The organism is Paenibacillus bovis (assembly GCF_001421015.2).
In the GTDB taxonomy this organism is placed as follows: domain Bacteria; phylum Bacillota; class Bacilli; order Paenibacillales; family Paenibacillaceae; genus Saccharibacillus; species Saccharibacillus bovis.
This window is the reverse complement of record NZ_CP013023.1, coordinates 5,115,001-5,131,645: the sequence shown is the minus strand read 5'-3', so window position 1 is coordinate 5,131,645 and position 16,645 is coordinate 5,115,001. Positions and strand designations below refer to the sequence as shown.

Genomic DNA, 16,645 nt, shown 5'->3' with positions numbered 1-16,645 from the left:
GTTAAGGAAAGGAGGACCTTCCACAATGGCTTCAAGAATGAAAGAGATGTACCTGAACGAAATCGTACCTTCCCTGACTACGAAATTCAACTACACGACTGTTATGCAAGTCCCTAAAGTTGAAAAAATCGTTATCAACATGGGTGTGGGCGAAGCGGTATCGAACTCCAAAGTATTGGATTCTGCTGTAAGCGATCTGCAACTGATCTCTGGTCAAAAACCAGTTATCACTCGTGCTAAAAAATCCATCGCTGGATTTAAATTGCGTGAAAACATGCCAATCGGTGTTAAAGTAACACTGCGCGGCGATCGTATGTACTACTTCCTGGACAAACTGGTTAACATTACACTGCCTCGCGTACGTGACTTCCGCGGTGTATCTTCCAAAGCGTTCGATGGTCGTGGTAACTACACACTGGGTCTGAAAGAGCAACTGATCTTCCCAGAGATCGAGTACGATAAAGTTGATAAAGTACGTGGTATGGATATCGTTATCGTTACTACAGCTAAAACGGACGAAGAGTCCCGTGAACTGCTGACCCAATTGGGAATGCCTTTCGTAAAATAATTGTGAAATGTACGGGGTTCGAATATAAGCCCCTTTTTCTCCGAAAATCTTTAGGAGGTGTCAGGCGAAGTGGCTAAAACTTCAATGAAAGTTAAACAACAACGTACACCGAAGTTCAAAGTGCGTGCTTACACTCGTTGCGAACGTTGTGGTCGTCCACATTCCGTTTTGCAAAAGTTTAAAATTTGCCGTATTTGCTTCCGTGAATTGGCATACAAAGGCCAGATTCCTGGCGTGAAAAAAGCAAGCTGGTAAACCATTGATTAACAGGAAGGAGGTTCACACACATGTCTATGTCAGATCCAATTGCTGATATGCTTACTCGTATTCGTAACGCCAACACTGTGCGTCACGAAACGGTAGAAGTTCCAGCTTCTAAAATGAAGAAGCAAATTGCTGATATCCTGAAACGTGAAGGTTTCATTCGTGATGCTGAAATGGTTGAGGATAACAAACAAGGAATTATCCGTATTTTCCTGAAATACGGTCAAAATAACGAACGTGTAATTACTGGCCTGAAACGTATCAGTAAACCAGGACTTCGCGTTTACACGAAGAGCAATGAAATCCCTCGCGTATTGGGTGGACTCGGAATCGCGATTATCTCTACTTCTAACGGAGTGGTAACCGATAAAGAGGCTCGTCAATCCAAAAGCGGCGGCGAAGTTATTTGCTACGTTTGGTAATTAACGTCATAAAATAAGGAGGTGCAACGCAATGTCCCGTATTGGTCGTAAACCAATTGAAGTACCTAGTGGTGTAGAAATCACTATGGATAACACTACTCTTACGGTAAAAGGTCCGAAAGGAACCCTGTCCCGTGAGCTTCACAAAGACATGAAAGTAAACGTTGAAGGTAACGTGATCACGATTGAGCGTCCTTCTGACAATAAACTTCACCGTTCCCTGCACGGAACAACTCGCAGTGTTGTGAGTAACATGGTGAGCGGAGTAACTACTGGTTTCTCCAAAGCTCTGGAACTGGTTGGTGTCGGATACCGCGCAAGCAAATCTGGCGACAAAATCGTTCTGAACGTAGGTTACTCTCACCCGGTAGAAATTACTCCGGAAGCAGGCATCGAGTTCGATGTACCTACTAACACTCGTATCGTAGTTAACGGTATCGATAAAGAGCGCGTAGGTGCTTACGCAGCTAAAATCCGCTCCGTACGTGAACCAGAACCTTACAAAGGTAAAGGTATCAAGTATGAAGGCGAACGTATTCTTCGTAAAGAAGGTAAAGCTGGTAAGAAAAAATAAGCTAGGGGATAATGGCTCATTACCCCAAGCAAGCTAGCTTGAAGCTGGCTCAGGTAAAATGAAGGGAGTGAAATATACAGTCATGATTACTAAAGCTGATAAAAATAAAGCTCGTCTGAAAAGACATCTGCGTGTTCGTAAGAACATCACTGGTACTGCTCAGCGTCCTCGTCTGAACATTTTCCGTTCTTCCAAACACATCTATGCTCAACTAATCGACGACGTGGCTGGTGTAACTTTGGTATCTGCATCCACTAAGGATAAAGATCTGAAAGACATCAAAAACGGCGGTAGTGTTGAAGCTGCTACTCAAGTAGGACAGCTGATCGCAAAACGTGCAGTTGAACAAGGACACGAGTCTGTTGTATTTGACCGCGGAGGCTATTTGTATCACGGACGGATTCAAGCCCTGGCAGATGCAGCTCGTGAAGCGGGTCTTAAATTCTAATACATTGTAAAAAAGGAGGTAAACGACTTGCGTATTGATCCAAATACTTTAGAACTTACTGAAAGAGTAGTTCATATTAATCGTGTAGCTAAAGTAGTTAAGGGCGGACGTCGTTTTAGCTTTAGCGCGCTGGTAGTAGTAGGCGACGGTAAAGGCTGGGTTGGTGCTGGTCTCGGTAAAGCCGGTGAAGTACCTGATGCGATTCGTAAAGGTATCGAAGATGCTAAGAAAAACCTGGTACACGTTCCACTCGTAGGAACTACAATTCCTCACCTCGTAAACGGTAAATTCGGAGCAGGCCGCGTAATGCTGAAGCCAGCATCTGAAGGTACTGGAGTAATCGCTGGTGGTCCAGTTCGTGCTGTTCTGGAACTTGCTGGTGTAGGTGACATCTTGACAAAATCCCTGGGTTCTTCGAACTCCATGAATATGGTTAATGCTACGCTGGAAGGCTTGTCTCGCCTGAAACGTGCTGAAGATGTAGCTAAACTGCGTGGAAAAACAATCGAAGAGCTGCTCGGTTAAGGAGGGAATCACATGGCTAAATTGGAAATTACCCTCGTCCGTAGCGTGATCGGTCGTCCAGAAAACCAACGCGTCACTGTAAAAACTTTGGGACTGCGTAAACTGAACCATTCGGTCATCCAAGAAGACAATGCTGCTATTCGCGGCATGGTTAACCAAGTAAAACACTTGGTATCTGTAAAAGAAATTCAAGGCTAATTGATCGAAAGATTAGCCTATTATCAATAAGGAGGTGCAACGAACGATGAAATTGCATGAACTTTCTCCAGCACCTGGTTCCCGCAAAGAACGCAAACGTGTCGGTCGCGGAACTAGTAGTGGTACTGGTAAAACATCGGGTCGTGGTCACAAAGGACAAAATTCACGCTCTGGCGGCGGTGTTCGTCCAGGATTTGAAGGCGGTCAAAACCCATTGTATCGTCGTTTACCGAAACGTGGATTTGTTAACCCAACCCGTAAAGAGTACGCACTGGTTAATGTAGCTGAACTGAACAGTCTGGCTGCTGATACTGAGGTTACTCCGGAATTCTTGATGGAGCAAGGCATTGTAAAAAGTGCGAAAAGCGGAATCAAGATCCTGGGCAACGGTGAACTGTCTGTAAAACTGACTGTAAAAGCGAATAAGTTCTCTCAATCTGCGGTAGAGAAGATCGAGGCTGCCGGCGGTAAAACCGAGGTGATCTAATGTTCAAGACCCTGACGAATATATGGCGGGTGGAGGATCTTAGAAATCGGATACTATTTACCCTGCTGGTACTGATTGTCTACCGTATCGGTTCATTTGTACCAGTACCTGGAGTAAACACGGAAGTTTTCACTGCCACAAATAACCAGGGGCAAGAATTATTCGGTCTTTTAAATACCTTCTCCGGAGGAGCATTGTCTCGATTCTCGATCTTTGCCCTCGGGATTATGCCGTATATCACAGCGTCCATCATCGTACAGTTACTGTCGATGGATGTCATTCCGAAATTTGCGGAATGGGCAAAACAAGGGGAACACGGTAAAAAGAAGCTAGCACAGATTACTCGCTACGGAACAGTTATTCTGGGTCTTATTCAGGCCTTTGGTACATCGATCGGCTTTAACCGTTTATACAATACAGAAATGATTCCAGGTGCTACTATCTGGAGTTATGTTCTGATTGCACTTGTATTGACGGCCGGTACATCTTTCCTGATGTGGCTCGGCGAGCAGATCACTGAAAAAGGAATTGGTAACGGGATCTCGATTATCATTTTCGCGGGGATCGTGGCAGCAATTCCACAGCACATTCGCGATATGGTTCAATCGGATTTCTTGGCACCAGGTCAGACGTTCATGAACGTTGTGAAACTGGTTGTCGTTGTTATTGTCGTGATTTTGATTGTTATCGGTGTTATCTTTATCCAGCAAGGGATTCGGAAAATTCCGGTGCAATATGCAAAACGCGTTGTAGGTAACAAAATGTATGGCGGTCAGAATACACATATTCCACTGAAAATCAATTCGGCTGGTGTTATCCCTGTAATCTTCGCTGTATCCCTGCTTCAATTCCCGATCATTATAGCAAGCTTTTGGTCTACTCATGGCTGGGCACAATGGATTACCAAGAATCTTTGGTATGATCAGCCGCTCGGTATGGTGCTGTATGTTATAATGATTATTGGATTTACTTTCTTCTATACATTTGTGCAAATGAATCCTACACAAATGGCAGATAATATGAAGAAGAACGGCGGTTATATTCCAGGCGTTCGTCCAGGCAAGCCTACGGCTACTTACTTGACTCGTGTCATGACTCGTTTGACCATGACCGGTTCTCTGTTCCTGGCGCTCATCTCGGTATTACCGGTATTCCTGGGAGCAATCTCCGGTCTGCCTAAATCCGTTCAGATCGGTGGTACTTCACTGCTCATCGTTATCGGGGTCGCACTGGATACGATGAAAACGATCGAAAGTCAGCTTATCAAACGCCATTATAAGGGTTTTATCAATAAATAGACGGCAGGTTCCGGCTGAATGGGGTGTCCCATTCATATCCGGCACCTTTCGTGCTGTTCTTGCAAGAGTAGTTTTAGGGGGAGTGACGAAGCGTGAACATTATATTCATGGGACCTCCGGGAGCAGGTAAAGGAACACAAGCCGCTGTGATTGTGAAAGAACTGGGCATTCCTCATATTTCTACAGGCGATGCATTTCGTCTGGCGATCAAACAGGAAACTCCAATCGGAGTAAAAGCCAAAGAATTCATCGATCAGGGTTTGCTGGTACCGGATGATGTAACCAATGGAATCGTGGAAGAGCGGCTCGCTCAACCTGACTGTGAAAAAGGTTTTTTGCTTGACGGTTATCCTAGAACTTTGGCTCAGGCTGAAGCACTGGATAAAATGCTGGCGGCAATGGACCGTAAGCTGGACCACGTAATCAATCTAAAAGTAGACCGGGATAAGCTGCTCGTTCGTATTACCGGACGACGCATCTGCAGAACCTGTGGTGCTACTTACCACATCGTATTCAATCCGCCGAAGCAAGAAGGCGTATGTGATATCGATGGCGGGGAACTCTATCAAAGAGCTGATGATAACGAAGAGAGTGTAGCAACCCGCCTTGACGAGTATGGCAACAAGACGGCGCCTTTGCTCGCTTACTACGGCGATCGCAACCTTTTGAGAGATATTGATGGCGAACAAGGCATTGACGTAGTATCACAGGATATTGTGTCATTGCTGAGAGGTTAAGCGGAATGATCATTTGCAAATCCGAAACAGAACTTGGCTTTATGCGAGAAGCAGGGCGAATCGTAGCGGAAACACACGCTTTGATCAAACAGTCTATCGAGCCAGGGATTACAACGGAAGAGCTCGATCAACTTGCGAACCGTTATATTCGCAGCCAGAATGCCTTGCCATCGTTCAAAGGATACAATGGTTTTCCTGCCAGTATTTGTGCTTCGGTGAATGAGCAGCTTGTTCATGGATTCCCAAGCAAACGCAAACTGCAAGAAGGCGACATCGTTACTTTTGATATTGGAGCTCAGTATCAGGGGTATCATGGTGATTCGGCGTGGACCTATCCGGTAGGACAAATTTCTGACGAAGCGAAGCGTCTTTTGGAAGTTACAGAAGGGGCTTTATTTGCCGGACTTGACCTGGTAAAACCGGATGTGCGTCTGTTTACAATATCGCATGCGATACAGCGTTTTATTGAAGATGCCGGGATGTCTGTCGTACGAGAGTATGTCGGTCACGGGATTGGAACCAAATTGCACGAAGATCCGAAGATTCCGAATTACGGAATCCATGATCGGGGTCCAAGACTGAAGCCGGGAATGGTGCTAGCCATTGAACCCATGGTGAATGTTGGTGGACGGCAAGTGAAAACGTTGGAAGACAAATGGACAGTAGTTACGGTTGATGGCTCACTGTGTGCCCATTTTGAACATACAGTTGCGGTTACACCGGACGGTATGGAAATTTTCACAAAACTTAACGCGTAGGTGATTGTTTTGAAACCAGGGACATCCCCGCAGGTCGGTCAAGTTGTGAGAGTTTCAAAAGGTAAGGGAGCTGGCCAACCTGCTGTAATCATTGCAATATCGGATGAGAAATTCGTGTATATCGCCGACGGAAACAAACGAAAGTTTGATCAGCCGAAGAAGAAGAATCTGCTTCATCTGGAGCTGATGCCGGTGGTAAGCAGCGAAGTCGTAGACAGTTTGCAAGAAAGCGGACGGGTCACAAACGGAAAGTTGCGTCATGCAGTTGCCAAGTTTGTTGAATCTGCCGAAAAAAATACGGTTTAAGGAGGAACTCATTGTGGCTAAAGAGGATGTTATTGAGGTAGAAGGCGTGGTTCTTGAACCATTGCCGAATGCAACGTTCAAAGTTGAGCTGGAAAATGGTCATCAGATTCTTGCTCATGTTTCCGGTAAGCTGCGGATGCACTTTATCCGTATTCTGACTGGAGATAAGGTGGTAGTTCAACTTTCACCTTATGATTTGACAAAAGGTCGTATAACTTATCGTAAATAAAACACAAATGCATAAATCTATGGTATAATAGATACTTATGTGATATAAATTTGTGGTGCAGATAATATGCTGACGAAATAAGTTTTACGGTAGTAAAACTTGAGGAGGTAATTAACATGAAGGTAAGACCTTCTGTAAAGCCCATCTGCGAAAAATGCAAAGTCATTCGCCGCAAAGGGAATGTAATGGTAATTTGTGAAAACCCTAAGCACAAACAAAAGCAAGGTTAATTAATCGAGGAGGTGTAGCGTAATGGCACGTATAGCTGGTGTAGATTTACCACGTGATAAGCGCGTTGAGATCGCCTTGACATATATTTTCGGAATCGGTAAAACGACTTCCCAGAAAATTCTGAGTGGTACAGGTATTGACTTTAACACTCGTGTCCGCGATCTAACTGAAGATGAAGTAGGAAAACTGCGTGAAGCAATTGAAAGTACAAAGGTAGAAGGTGATCTTCGTCGTGAGATCTCTCTGAATATCAAACGTCTGATCGAAATCGGATGCTACCGTGGTGTTCGTCACCGTCGTGGTCTGCCGGTTCGTGGACAACGTACTAAAACAAATGCTCGTACACGTAAGGGTCCTCGTCGTACAGTAGCGAACAAGAAGAAGTAAGGGAGGTTAATGAGCAATGGCTAAAGCTAAAAAAGTCGTACGTACTAAGCGTCGCGACCGTAAAAATATCGAATCTGGCGTGGCACACATTCGTTCCACGTTTAACAATACGATCGTTACTATTACGGATCCTCATGGTAATGCCATTTCCTGGGCTAGCTCCGGCGGTCTTGGATTTAGAGGTTCCCGTAAGTCCACTCCATTCGCAGCACAACTGGCAGCTGAAACAGCAGCTAAAGCAGCTATGGAACACGGCATGAAAGCTGTTGAAGTTATGGTTAAAGGTCCAGGTGCTGGACGTGAAGCAGCAATTCGTTCCCTGCAAGCAGCTGGTCTGGAAGTTAACCTGATCAAGGATGTAACTCCAATCCCGCATAACGGATGCCGTCCACCAAAACGTCGTCGCGTATAATCGAAGCATGTCTCTTCAATGTGGTCATATTCCCGGAGATGCATTTATGCTTGCCGGGGACTACTGCATGTCTATTGAATAAAGTTTTAGCGACAGTTTCACCGAAGCGACGTTTTGAAGGAGGGATATTGCAGTGATAGAAATCGAAAAGCCGAAAATTGAGACCGTAGATGTAAATGATGAAGGAACCTATGGCAAGTTCATCGTAGAACCTCTCGAACGTGGTTACGGCACAACACTTGGTAATTCACTTCGCCGGATCTTGCTGTCTTCTCTTCCGGGAGCAGCGGTAACATCCGTACAAATCGATGGTGTATTGCACGAGTTCTCAACGGTTCAAGGAGTAATGGAAGACGTTACGGAAATTATTTTGAACCTCAAGGCCCTTTCTCTGAAAATCCACTCTGATGAAGAAAAATTGTTAGAGATTGATGCAGAAGGAGATGGAGTGGTCACTGCAGGCGATATCCGTGCTGACAGTGACGTGGAAATCCTTAACCCGGATCTTCATATTGCCACTCTGGCTCCAGGTTCTAGACTCCACATGCGCATTTTTGCAAATCGTGGACGCGGTTATGTATCGGCAGATAAAAACAAACGTTCTGATCAGCCTATCGGCGTGATTCCGATCGATTCTATTTATACTCCGATTTCCCGTGTTAACTACGGTATCGAAAATACCCGTGTTGGCCAAGTTACGAACTATGACAAACTGACTATTGAAATCTGGACAGATGGAAGCATTCGTCCGGAAGAGGCAGTAAGTCTGGGTGCCAAAATTCTGACCGAGCATCTGATGCTGTTCGTTGGTCTGACCGACGAAGCCAAAGATGCAGAAATTATGGTCGAAAAAGAAGAGGACAAAAAAGAGAAAGTGCTCGAGATGACTATCGAAGAGCTCGACCTCTCTGTACGTTCTTACAACTGCTTGAAACGTGCCGGCATCAATACGGTACAAGAACTGACTACCAAATCCGAAGACGATATGATGAAAGTCCGCAACCTTGGACGCAAATCTCTTGAAGAAGTTCAAGAGAAGCTTCAGGAATTGGGCCTTGGTCTACGTGAGGAAGAATAGTCACTTAATTATTTAAAGAAGGAGGGAATACAATATGGCATATCAAAAATTGGGTCGCAACTCCAGCGCTCGTAAAGCACTGTTCCGTGATATGGTAACTGACCTGTTCTTATATGAGCGTATTCAAACGACAGAAGCAAAAGCAAAAGAACTTCGTTCTATCGCTGAAAAGCTGATCACCCTGTCCAAGCGTGGAGATCTGCATGCTCGTCGTCAAGTAGCTGCTTATGTACGTCGCGAATCTCTCGATGGTGGACAAGATGCAATTCAAAAATTGTTCTCTGAACTGGCAACTCGTTATGCAGAGCGTCCAGGTGGATACACTCGTATCCTGAAACTGGGACCTCGTCGTGGCGACGCTGCACCTATGGTTTACCTTGAGCTGGTAGACCGCGCGTAACATGCAGATAAAGAAGGGTGGACAGGGTCATAAGATTCTGACAAAGCCCTTTTTTTCTCTGTCTGGATAAGTTACTGGTATCAAGATAAAGGAGGGAGCTCCACTAGGGGCTCCCTTACTTTGTATGTGTATATAAAGGTGTGAGATACATGCGTAATCTATGTATGACCGTAAACTATGATGGAAGTCGTTATAATGGCTTTCAAACACAGCCGGACGGGAATACCGTGCAGGATCATTTGGAGAAAGCAATAGCTACTCTTGTTGGCGAGAAGCCGAAGATTCATGGCTCAGGGCGTACAGATGCTGGAGTGCATGCAGTCGGCCAGGTATTTAACTTTATGACAGACTCCCCCATACCAGCAGATCGCTGGCCTCTGGCCCTGAATGGCCGTCTGCCCAGGGATATTGTTGTGACCGGGGCTCAGAATGTTCCGCTGGAGTTTCATTCCAGGCGCTCTGCGAAGCGCAAGACGTACCGGTATACGATTAATGCCAATCAGTATGCGGATGTGTTTTTGCGTCATATGCAGCTGCATCACCCGGCCAGGTTAAATGTTCAGGCGATGGAAGAAGCTTTTCACCACTTTGTAGGAACCTATGACTTTACTTCTTTTGCTTCCCGTTATTCCCAAAAGCAGAACCATGTTCGTACGGTGCTGGAGACGAGACTGGAGATTGATTATTCTCAGACACGTCCTCATACAAGAGACCAGGGTATCCTGCATTTTTATATTACGGGTAATGGTTTTTTACAGCATATGGTGCGGATTATTATGGGGACACTTATTCAGGTCGGAGAAGGCAAGCATAAGCCGGATGCCATACCTGGGATGATTGCAGCATGTGATCGTAGTGCTGCAGGACCTACAGCCGTTAGTAAGGCGTTGACCATGTGGGGAGTACACTATGACGACATTAATTTTCAAGATAAATGATCCAATAAAAAAAGTCTTGAAAAAGGTTAAATAGTGCTTGCTTAACGCTGATTCATCCTGTAAAATAAAAGTTGTGTTTTCTTAGAGCTATCCCACAGCCCCCTGAGAAAATTACATTACCATTGATATAACCATTAACTATTACAAATGTAACATTGTGTATTAAAAACACAAACAAAGAACGATCATATATGAAAATGAAAATTTTCAAAAGCAGACTAAGGAGGAACTTCTCATGCGCACGACCTATATTGCGAAGCCAAGTGAAGTAGAACGCAATTGGCACATTATTGATGCTGAAGGTAAAACACTTGGCCGTCTGGCAAGTGAAGCCGCAGCACTGATCCGCGGTAAACATAAACCATCTTTCACTCCTCACGTGGATGGCGGAGATTTCGTTATCGTAATCAACGCTGAAAAAATTCACCTGACTGGTAAAAAGCTGCAAGACAAAAAATACTATCGTCATTCCATGCACCCAGGTGGTCTGAAAGTGATGAATGCTCAAGAACTGCTCGCTAACAAACCTGAGCGTGTAATCGAAGCTGCTGTACACGGTATGCTTCCAAAAACTCGTCAAGGTAACGCAATGAAGTTGCGTCTGAAAGCATACGCTGGCGCAGAACATCCACATGCAGCACAAAAACCAGAAGTTTACGAACTTCGCGGATAATTAAAAGGAGGACAGTTTCATGGCACAAGTACAATACTATGGGACAGGTCGTCGTAAACATTCGGTAGCACGTGTTCGCCTTGTACCGGGTGAAGGACGCATTGTCATCAACAAACGCGACATCAATGAATATTTCGGTTTGGAAACACTCAAACTGATCGTTAAACAACCACTGAACCTGACTGAAACACTGGGCAGCTACGATGTAATCGTACTGGCTCATGGCGGCGGTATCTCTGGTCAAGCAGGAGCAATTCGTCACGGTATCTCCCGTGCATTGCTGAAAGCTGATCCAGAACTTCGCGGTTCCCTGAAAAAAGCTGGATTCCTGACTCGTGACCCACGTATGAAAGAACGTAAAAAATACGGTCTTAAAGCGGCTCGTCGCGCACCTCAGTTCTCCAAACGTTAATTTTCATTCAAAAGCCTTTTCTCTCTTGCAGAGGAAAGGCTTTTTTATGCGTAGATTCTATCCATCTTATCCCCAGCTATTCATGGAAGCTATCAGAAACATCTGTATACAACCTGTGGAAAAAGAAGCAGATCCTTATCGTTAACCAAATTCACTGTGGGATATGTGTACAAGCCTGTGAATAGTGGAATAATAAATAAACAAAAATTCTGGAAACATAAAATTATCCACAGACTATTTTTAAAAGCTTAATATACTTTAGAACGTACAACTGCTGGTAATACCAATCCGATCGCCTATTCAATATTTTTTGAGAAAGATTCCAGGATTCTATTGAAGATACAGACAGAAGCCCCTATAATATACATATAATTCTTAGTAGTTTAGTTGGTTTAATTTCGGTTTCTTATATTTGGAAAAAGTATAGAGAGCATTATTTTAATTTAGCTACTAATGTGTTATTCAAGTCCGATTCATCAATCAGTAAGATTAGATGATTAAATGCACATGAGTACTTTTTTCCAAATTGAAAAAAACTAATTTAGATGGGGGAACCAATATGAATCTTTTGGAAAAGGAAGAATTGGCTAGAGTCAAAGCAGAAGAGTTGGAGCATGCTTCGGCAGAACAAGTTATACGCTGGGCAGTAGACAACTTTGAGAGTCTTACTTTTGCGTGCAGCTTTGGAGCAGAAGACGTAGTGATTGTAGATATGCTGCAGACGATCAGTCCCTCTACAGATATTTTCTATCTTGATACCGATTTTCATTTCCAGGAAACGTATGAGACACGTGATCGCATAGTAGAGCGTTATGGTATTAATTTTGTCAAAGTAGCTCCAAAGCTGACGCCTGAAGAACAAGCAGCTGCTCATGGAGAATCTCTTTGGACCGTGGATCCGAATGCCTGCTGCAATATTCGCAAAGTAGAGCCGCTAACCCGCATCCTTTCCCAATATGATTCATGGATTACAGGTATTCGCCGGGATCAGGCTCCTACACGGGCTAATGCCAAAAAGGTCGAATATGATTACAAATTCGGATTAATGAAGTTTAATCCGATTGCAGATTGGACGTCAGAAGATGTATGGCAGTATATTCGTGATAATGACATTATTTATAATCCTCTACATGACCGTCATTACCCTAGTATTGGTTGCGAACAGTGCACCCGTCAGGTAATGCCTGGTGAAGATCCAAGAGCAGGGCGTTGGTCCGGCTCCGAGAAGACAGAATGCGGTCTTCATAAATAATCCTTCAATAACGGTCCTAATAAGTATCTATACTCGACTGACTTTTGGCCGCTGTTCATAAGTATACGATATACTCTGTTTGATCCACTTATATCAGAGCAGCGGATTACACATACATTATACAGTTTTTACTATAATGACCTCGGGTACTGCTTGGTAGCAGTTGTGCTTGCTTGGGATACTTGGGATACATGCATCCTTTACTAACCGGGCAGTACTCATCACATAATAAGGGAGAGAACCGGATGACGACGATTCTACCACATGGTGGCAAGCTGATTAACCGACTTGTAGAAGGCCAGGAAAAAGAGCAGCTTTTGGAACAGGCGAAACAATGGAAGCAGATTCCTATCAACACCTGGACACTATCGGATCTGGATTTGATAGCAGTAGGTGCCTTTTCCCCTTTAGAAGGATTTATGGAGGAACAGGATTACCGCTCGGTGTTGCAAGATATGAGACTCGCAAATGGGTTGGTCTGGAGTATACCGATCACTCTTGCTTTGGATGAAGCGATCACTTCTGAACTAACTATCGGAGAGAAAGTCGCCCTGGTTGGAGAAGCCGATCAAGTTATTTACGGCATACTGGAAGTCCGCAGCATTTATCAGATAGATCAGAATGAAGAAGCCTTACAAGTATTCCGCACGAATGATCCGGAACATCCAGGGGTCGCCAAGCTGTTTGGCAGATCTTCTACCTATGTAGGTGGCCCTGTACAAGTATTACAGCGTCCTGCACCAGAGAAGTTTGGTGAATTCTATTATGATCCAGCCCAGACGCGCCAGATTTTTGCCGATAAAGGCTGGAAAACGGTAGTGGGCTTTCAGACTCGTAATCCTGTACATCGTGCTCACGAGTATATCCAAAAAAGTGCTATGGAGATTGTAGATGCTTTATTCCTGAATCCTCTGGTCGGTGAGACCAAGTCGGATGATGTACCGGCAGATGTACGTATGCGCAGTTATCTGGTATTGCTGGAAAACTATTACCCTGAGGATCGGGCATTTTTGGGAGTATTTCCGGCAGCGATGCGTTATGCAGGGCCGAGAGAGGCTATCTTCCATGCTATGGTTCGTAAAAACTATGGTTGCACCCACTTTATTGTAGGACGAGACCATGCAGGTGTCGGTGATTATTATGGTACCTATGAAGCTCAGGAGATTTTCTCCAACTTTACAGCAGAAGAACTGGATATTACCCCGCTCTTTTTTGAACACAGCTTCTTCTGTACCAAATGCGGTAATATGGCATCCAGCAAAACGTGTCCGCATCCCAAAGAGCAGCATTTAACATTGTCAGGTACCAAGGTGAGAGCATTGCTTCGAGAAGGTCAATGTCCACCACCTGAATTTACGCGTCCGGAAGTTGCCGAGATTTTGATTGAAGGTATGGCTGAACGCATTACGCAGTAAGAGGAGATACTATTTATCCCAAGCTCTGATAACCTGTAACTATGCAGGGAATTGGAGCTTTTTGGTCTGTTCTCCCGAACTTCGGATAACGCAAAGAGAAGATGAATGATTCGCTAAGCAACCGTATACAATGCTATAATGGCAATGATTATGGGTACGCTGTATATAGAGGTATATCAAATTAATCTGATAAGGAGTGCGCTATTCATGCTATCAAGAGAATATGTACTTGAACTATTAAGCAAAGTCAAAGACCCAGAGTATGATTTTCCACTCCTGGACATGCAGCTGATACGTGATGTAATGGTCAAGGAAACCCGTATTTCATTGACCGTAGTCAGTATCGAACTGGGACAGGAATATAAAGATACCGTAGAGCAGGCGGTACGTCAGGCTCTTCAGATTGTACAACCTATTGATATTCATATTCGCTTTAGAGAGCCTTCCGACCTTGAAATGGAAGCTGTGAGACGACTATTGTCACCCGAGGAAGCTTCTTCTCCTACCGATAAAGAGATAGAGGAAAAGGGCCATGCTGCAGGACTGGAGAATCTGTCTATCATTAGCGAAAATTCCGGTGTACGTTTTATTGCGGTAGCAAGCGGCAAAGGTGGAGTCGGCAAATCTACCGTAACAGTCAATCTGGCGGCTGCTCTGGCTCAACTGGGCAAAAAAGTAGGAGTGATCGATGCTGATATTTACGGCTTCAGTGTACCTGATATGATGGGAATCGAAGAGGGACCTACAGTAGAGGAAGGCCGTATTCAGCCAGTAGAGCGTTTTGGTGTAAAAGTAATGTCCATGGGCTTCTTTATCCGTGAAAACAACCCTGTTATCTGGCGCGGGCCGATGCTGGGGAAAATGCTGCGCCAATTTTTCGCAGATGTAGATTGGGGAGAGCTGGATTATATGTTGCTTGATCTGCCACCCGGTACAGGAGACGTTGCACTAGATGTACATCAGATGCTTCCGCAAAGCAAAGAGATACTGGTGACAACACCACATGCAACAGCTGCTTATGTTGCTGCAAGAGCAGGCGCTATGGCATTGCAAACCAATCATGAGATTTTGGGAGTGGTCGAGAATATGGCCTACTACCAGACACGCGACGGACAAAAAGACTATGTGTTTGGCAGAGGCGGGGGCGGTATGCTCGCAGAAAATCTGCATACGGAACTTCTTGCTCAGATTCCACTGGGTGCGCCTGATAATTTACCGACCGATCCGGATTTTTCACCTTCTGTATACAATAACGAAAGTGAGATCGGCCAGCTGTATGAGGATCTCGCTAACCGTGTTATTCAGAAATATGAGCAATGATGCTGTTTGAATAACCATGTAATACTGTTAATGAATAGTAAGACATATAGAGAGACAGGGATAAAGGAATCCATCCTACCTACCCTGTCTCTCTATATGTATAAACTCAATCAGGTATATACCGGGGAAAGGAGCAATCATGTTCTCAATACGTACTTTCTGGAATGATCTTCGCATCAATAAAACGATGCTTTTGGTATCTCTTGTTTTATTTGTAATAGGTATTATCGCAGGTATATGGCTGGCAGCGCCTCTGGGGCAATACCTGGAAAGTCAGCTCGAACAACTGCGAGGCGTTACTGAGAAGCTACAACAAAGTAATAACGTGGAGCTTAGCTACTTTATATTCATTTTCTTCAACAATGTAATCAAAAGTATACTGATCATCTACCTGGGAGTATTCCTGGGGATCATTCCCGTTATCTTTCTGGTCATGAACGGAATGATGATCGGATTTCTGGTGTATTCCCGCAGTATGGAGGGAGTAGATGTGTTTACTCTTGTAGTAAAAGGTTTGCTACCACACGGCATCATAGAAATTCCGGCGATTCTGATTGCAGCAGCTTATGGCCTGAAGTTTGGAAAGCTCATGCTGGATAGTATTACTACCTGGGATAGCGCTGCACGCTATAGGCTGAAAACAGAACGCCGGCAATTTATAAGATCCACTATTACCGCATCATTCTGGATTGTAATTATGCTGATTGTAGCGGCAGGTATCGAAAGTACAATTACGTATTGGCTGGTACGCAGTTAGAAACCGCAGCTTTTTAAGTAAATGTAGTTACAAGCATACGGAATTAGGTTAAATCATCACTATCCAGACCGCTATGGTGTAACTGACAATGATCGAATAATCAGATAGCCAGCAGCACAGGTTAATATATAAAGTGAAGGGTTACTAGGGAGGATTTCGTATGCTTGGAATGTTATTAAACGAAAACGAATGCAAGGAAATGGCTTATGTCCTTAGAAAAGAATTGGACGAGATGCTATTTGATTTGAGTGATCAGCGACTAAATAACGATATCCGCCAGGCAATCGATAAACGCTATAAAACCATCTTCAAAATGTATGCGCGATTTGCTCCGCAAAAAGAACTGGCCAAATATGTTCGTAGTGCAAGATATCCTCAAGCAGAAAATTAAAAAGCACTCTTGACGATAAACAATTAGGTATGATAAATTGGATTTCGCACCAATTGAATACGATGTGTATTCAGGAGAGGATGCATTTTGGACTCTCCTTTTAAACATCAAATATTGTATTCAAAAAAAGTGTTGACGAAAATAAACTCACATGATATATTATAA

26 protein-coding genes are annotated in these 16,645 nt (G+C 44.2%); all 26 read left to right on the top strand.

Translation table 11 applies throughout. From position 1 onward, the window contains the following. The first annotated feature begins 25 nt into the window (after nt 1-25). The 26 genes from rplE (at nt 26) to AR543_RS21940 (ending at nt 16,480) form a co-directional block, all read left to right on the top strand. Nucleotides 26-568: a 50S ribosomal protein L5 gene (gene rplE / locus AR543_RS22065; RefSeq protein ID WP_017815374.1), complete on the top strand. Its 543-nt coding sequence runs from the start codon at nt 26-28 to the stop codon at nt 566-568. Between the two features lie 69 nt (nt 569-637). Beyond that, a complete protein-coding gene (locus AR543_RS22060; protein WP_013312154.1) occupies nt 638-823 on the top strand; it encodes a type Z 30S ribosomal protein S14 in 186 nt (61 codons plus the stop codon). A 32-nt stretch (nt 824-855) separates the two neighbouring features. Continuing rightward, complete coding sequence (gene rpsH, locus AR543_RS22055; protein ID WP_017815375.1) at nt 856-1,254, top strand: 30S ribosomal protein S8; 399 nt, start codon at nt 856-858, stop codon at nt 1,252-1,254. Nucleotides 1,255-1,285: 31 nt separating this feature from the next. After that, nucleotides 1,286-1,828: a 50S ribosomal protein L6 gene (rplF, locus tag AR543_RS22050; protein ID WP_017815376.1), complete on the top strand. Its 543-nt coding sequence runs from the start codon at nt 1,286-1,288 to the stop codon at nt 1,826-1,828. Between the two features lie 82 nt (nt 1,829-1,910). Next, entirely contained in the window at nt 1,911-2,276 is a 366-nt protein-coding gene (gene rplR, locus AR543_RS22045) for a 50S ribosomal protein L18 (protein ID WP_060536433.1), read from the top strand. A gap of 27 nt (nt 2,277-2,303) precedes the next feature. Next, entirely contained in the window at nt 2,304-2,801 is a 498-nt protein-coding gene (gene rpsE / locus AR543_RS22040; protein WP_017815378.1) for a 30S ribosomal protein S5, read from the top strand. A gap of 12 nt (nt 2,802-2,813) precedes the next feature. Beyond that, nucleotides 2,814-2,999, top strand: a complete 186-nt coding sequence (rpmD, locus tag AR543_RS22035) for a 50S ribosomal protein L30 (RefSeq protein WP_060536432.1) — start codon at nt 2,814-2,816, stop codon at nt 2,997-2,999. A 46-nt stretch (nt 3,000-3,045) separates the two neighbouring features. Next, nucleotides 3,046-3,486: a 50S ribosomal protein L15 gene (gene rplO, locus AR543_RS22030; RefSeq protein WP_017815380.1), complete on the top strand. Its 441-nt coding sequence runs from the start codon at nt 3,046-3,048 to the stop codon at nt 3,484-3,486. After that, entirely contained in the window at nt 3,486-4,784 is a 1,299-nt protein-coding gene (secY, locus tag AR543_RS22025) for a preprotein translocase subunit SecY (protein WP_060536431.1), read from the top strand. Before rplO ends, secY begins: the two co-directional genes overlap by 1 nt. Before the next feature lie 92 nt (nt 4,785-4,876). Next, nucleotides 4,877-5,521 (top strand): adenylate kinase, encoded by a 645-nt coding sequence (locus AR543_RS22020; protein ID WP_060536430.1) that lies wholly within the window; start codon nt 4,877-4,879, stop codon nt 5,519-5,521. Between the two features lie 5 nt (nt 5,522-5,526). After that, the gene (gene map / locus AR543_RS22015; RefSeq protein ID WP_060536429.1) at nt 5,527-6,279 is read left to right on the top strand and encodes a type I methionyl aminopeptidase; all 753 of its coding nucleotides are present in this window, start codon (nt 5,527-5,529) and stop codon (nt 6,277-6,279) included. Nucleotides 6,280-6,288: 9 nt separating this feature from the next. Then, nucleotides 6,289-6,585, top strand: coding sequence for a KOW domain-containing RNA-binding protein (locus tag AR543_RS22010; RefSeq protein ID WP_174703758.1), 297 nt, complete (start codon nt 6,289-6,291; stop codon nt 6,583-6,585). Nucleotides 6,586-6,598: 13 nt separating this feature from the next. Further along, the gene (gene infA, locus AR543_RS22005) at nt 6,599-6,814 is read left to right on the top strand and encodes a translation initiation factor IF-1 (protein ID WP_017815385.1); all 216 of its coding nucleotides are present in this window, start codon (nt 6,599-6,601) and stop codon (nt 6,812-6,814) included. 116 nt (nt 6,815-6,930) lie between these two features. After that, nucleotides 6,931-7,044 (top strand): 50S ribosomal protein L36, encoded by a 114-nt coding sequence (gene rpmJ, locus AR543_RS22000; RefSeq protein WP_003333770.1) that lies wholly within the window; start codon nt 6,931-6,933, stop codon nt 7,042-7,044. 22 nt (nt 7,045-7,066) lie between these two features. Further along, the gene (gene rpsM, locus AR543_RS21995) at nt 7,067-7,432 is read left to right on the top strand and encodes a 30S ribosomal protein S13 (RefSeq protein ID WP_017815386.1); all 366 of its coding nucleotides are present in this window, start codon (nt 7,067-7,069) and stop codon (nt 7,430-7,432) included. A gap of 16 nt (nt 7,433-7,448) precedes the next feature. After that, the gene (gene rpsK, locus AR543_RS21990) at nt 7,449-7,844 is read left to right on the top strand and encodes a 30S ribosomal protein S11 (RefSeq protein WP_017815387.1); all 396 of its coding nucleotides are present in this window, start codon (nt 7,449-7,451) and stop codon (nt 7,842-7,844) included. A gap of 133 nt (nt 7,845-7,977) precedes the next feature. Further along, nucleotides 7,978-8,922 (top strand): DNA-directed RNA polymerase subunit alpha, encoded by a 945-nt coding sequence (locus tag AR543_RS21985; RefSeq protein WP_060536428.1) that lies wholly within the window; start codon nt 7,978-7,980, stop codon nt 8,920-8,922. Nucleotides 8,923-8,956: 34 nt separating this feature from the next. Then, complete coding sequence (gene rplQ, locus AR543_RS21980; protein ID WP_017815389.1) at nt 8,957-9,322, top strand: 50S ribosomal protein L17; 366 nt, start codon at nt 8,957-8,959, stop codon at nt 9,320-9,322. 149 nt (nt 9,323-9,471) lie between these two features. Beyond that, nucleotides 9,472-10,260, top strand: a complete 789-nt coding sequence (gene truA / locus AR543_RS21975) for a tRNA pseudouridine(38-40) synthase TruA (RefSeq protein ID WP_060536427.1) — start codon at nt 9,472-9,474, stop codon at nt 10,258-10,260. Between the two features lie 235 nt (nt 10,261-10,495). Then, nucleotides 10,496-10,933 carry a 50S ribosomal protein L13 gene (gene rplM, locus AR543_RS21970; protein ID WP_060536426.1) on the top strand — a complete coding sequence of 146 codons (438 nt, stop codon included), beginning with the start codon at nt 10,496-10,498 and terminating at the stop codon, nt 10,931-10,933. A gap of 19 nt (nt 10,934-10,952) precedes the next feature. Beyond that, the gene (rpsI, locus tag AR543_RS21965) at nt 10,953-11,345 is read left to right on the top strand and encodes a 30S ribosomal protein S9 (RefSeq protein ID WP_017815392.1); all 393 of its coding nucleotides are present in this window, start codon (nt 10,953-10,955) and stop codon (nt 11,343-11,345) included. A 559-nt stretch (nt 11,346-11,904) separates the two neighbouring features. Next, nucleotides 11,905-12,597 carry a phosphoadenylyl-sulfate reductase gene (locus AR543_RS21960; protein ID WP_060536425.1) on the top strand — a complete coding sequence of 231 codons (693 nt, stop codon included), beginning with the start codon at nt 11,905-11,907 and terminating at the stop codon, nt 12,595-12,597. A 245-nt stretch (nt 12,598-12,842) separates the two neighbouring features. Further along, nucleotides 12,843-14,012, top strand: coding sequence for a sulfate adenylyltransferase (gene sat, locus AR543_RS21955; RefSeq protein WP_060536424.1), 1,170 nt, complete (start codon nt 12,843-12,845; stop codon nt 14,010-14,012). 207 nt (nt 14,013-14,219) lie between these two features. After that, complete coding sequence (locus AR543_RS21950; protein ID WP_060536423.1) at nt 14,220-15,332, top strand: Mrp/NBP35 family ATP-binding protein; 1,113 nt, start codon at nt 14,220-14,222, stop codon at nt 15,330-15,332. 139 nt (nt 15,333-15,471) lie between these two features. Next, nucleotides 15,472-16,089, top strand: a complete 618-nt coding sequence (locus AR543_RS21945; RefSeq protein ID WP_060536422.1) for a stage II sporulation protein M — start codon at nt 15,472-15,474, stop codon at nt 16,087-16,089. A gap of 160 nt (nt 16,090-16,249) precedes the next feature. After that, nucleotides 16,250-16,480 carry a hypothetical protein gene (locus AR543_RS21940; protein WP_060536421.1) on the top strand — a complete coding sequence of 77 codons (231 nt, stop codon included), beginning with the start codon at nt 16,250-16,252 and terminating at the stop codon, nt 16,478-16,480. Nucleotides 16,481-16,645 lie beyond the last annotated feature (165 nt).

What these genes read in the sequence shown, in the direction of transcription:
- rplE (WP_017815374.1), top strand. Translation starts at nt 26, where the DNA reads ATGGCTTCAAGAATGAAAGAGATGTACCTGAACGAAATCGTACCTTCC.
- rpsH (WP_017815375.1), top strand. Translation starts at nt 856, where the DNA reads ATGTCTATGTCAGATCCAATTGCTGATATGCTTACTCGTATTCGTAAC.
- rplF (WP_017815376.1), top strand. Translation starts at nt 1,286, where the DNA reads ATGTCCCGTATTGGTCGTAAACCAATTGAAGTACCTAGTGGTGTAGAA.
- rplR (WP_060536433.1), top strand. Translation starts at nt 1,911, where the DNA reads ATGATTACTAAAGCTGATAAAAATAAAGCTCGTCTGAAAAGACATCTG.
- rpmD (WP_060536432.1), top strand. Translation starts at nt 2,814, where the DNA reads ATGGCTAAATTGGAAATTACCCTCGTCCGTAGCGTGATCGGTCGTCCA.
- rplO (WP_017815380.1), top strand. Translation starts at nt 3,046, where the DNA reads ATGAAATTGCATGAACTTTCTCCAGCACCTGGTTCCCGCAAAGAACGC.
- secY (WP_060536431.1), top strand. Translation starts at nt 3,486, where the DNA reads ATGTTCAAGACCCTGACGAATATATGGCGGGTGGAGGATCTTAGAAAT.
- map (WP_060536429.1), top strand. Translation starts at nt 5,527, where the DNA reads ATGATCATTTGCAAATCCGAAACAGAACTTGGCTTTATGCGAGAAGCA.
- rpmJ (WP_003333770.1), top strand. Translation starts at nt 6,931, where the DNA reads ATGAAGGTAAGACCTTCTGTAAAGCCCATCTGCGAAAAATGCAAAGTC.
- rpsM (WP_017815386.1), top strand. Translation starts at nt 7,067, where the DNA reads ATGGCACGTATAGCTGGTGTAGATTTACCACGTGATAAGCGCGTTGAG.
- rpsK (WP_017815387.1), top strand. Translation starts at nt 7,449, where the DNA reads ATGGCTAAAGCTAAAAAAGTCGTACGTACTAAGCGTCGCGACCGTAAA.
- rplQ (WP_017815389.1), top strand. Translation starts at nt 8,957, where the DNA reads ATGGCATATCAAAAATTGGGTCGCAACTCCAGCGCTCGTAAAGCACTG.
- truA (WP_060536427.1), top strand. Translation starts at nt 9,472, where the DNA reads ATGCGTAATCTATGTATGACCGTAAACTATGATGGAAGTCGTTATAAT.
- rplM (WP_060536426.1), top strand. Translation starts at nt 10,496, where the DNA reads ATGCGCACGACCTATATTGCGAAGCCAAGTGAAGTAGAACGCAATTGG.
- rpsI (WP_017815392.1), top strand. Translation starts at nt 10,953, where the DNA reads ATGGCACAAGTACAATACTATGGGACAGGTCGTCGTAAACATTCGGTA.
- AR543_RS21960 (WP_060536425.1), top strand. Translation starts at nt 11,905, where the DNA reads ATGAATCTTTTGGAAAAGGAAGAATTGGCTAGAGTCAAAGCAGAAGAG.
- sat (WP_060536424.1), top strand. Translation starts at nt 12,843, where the DNA reads ATGACGACGATTCTACCACATGGTGGCAAGCTGATTAACCGACTTGTA.
- AR543_RS21950 (WP_060536423.1), top strand. Translation starts at nt 14,220, where the DNA reads ATGCTATCAAGAGAATATGTACTTGAACTATTAAGCAAAGTCAAAGAC.
- AR543_RS21945 (WP_060536422.1), top strand. Translation starts at nt 15,472, where the DNA reads ATGTTCTCAATACGTACTTTCTGGAATGATCTTCGCATCAATAAAACG.
- AR543_RS21940 (WP_060536421.1), top strand. Translation starts at nt 16,250, where the DNA reads ATGCTTGGAATGTTATTAAACGAAAACGAATGCAAGGAAATGGCTTAT.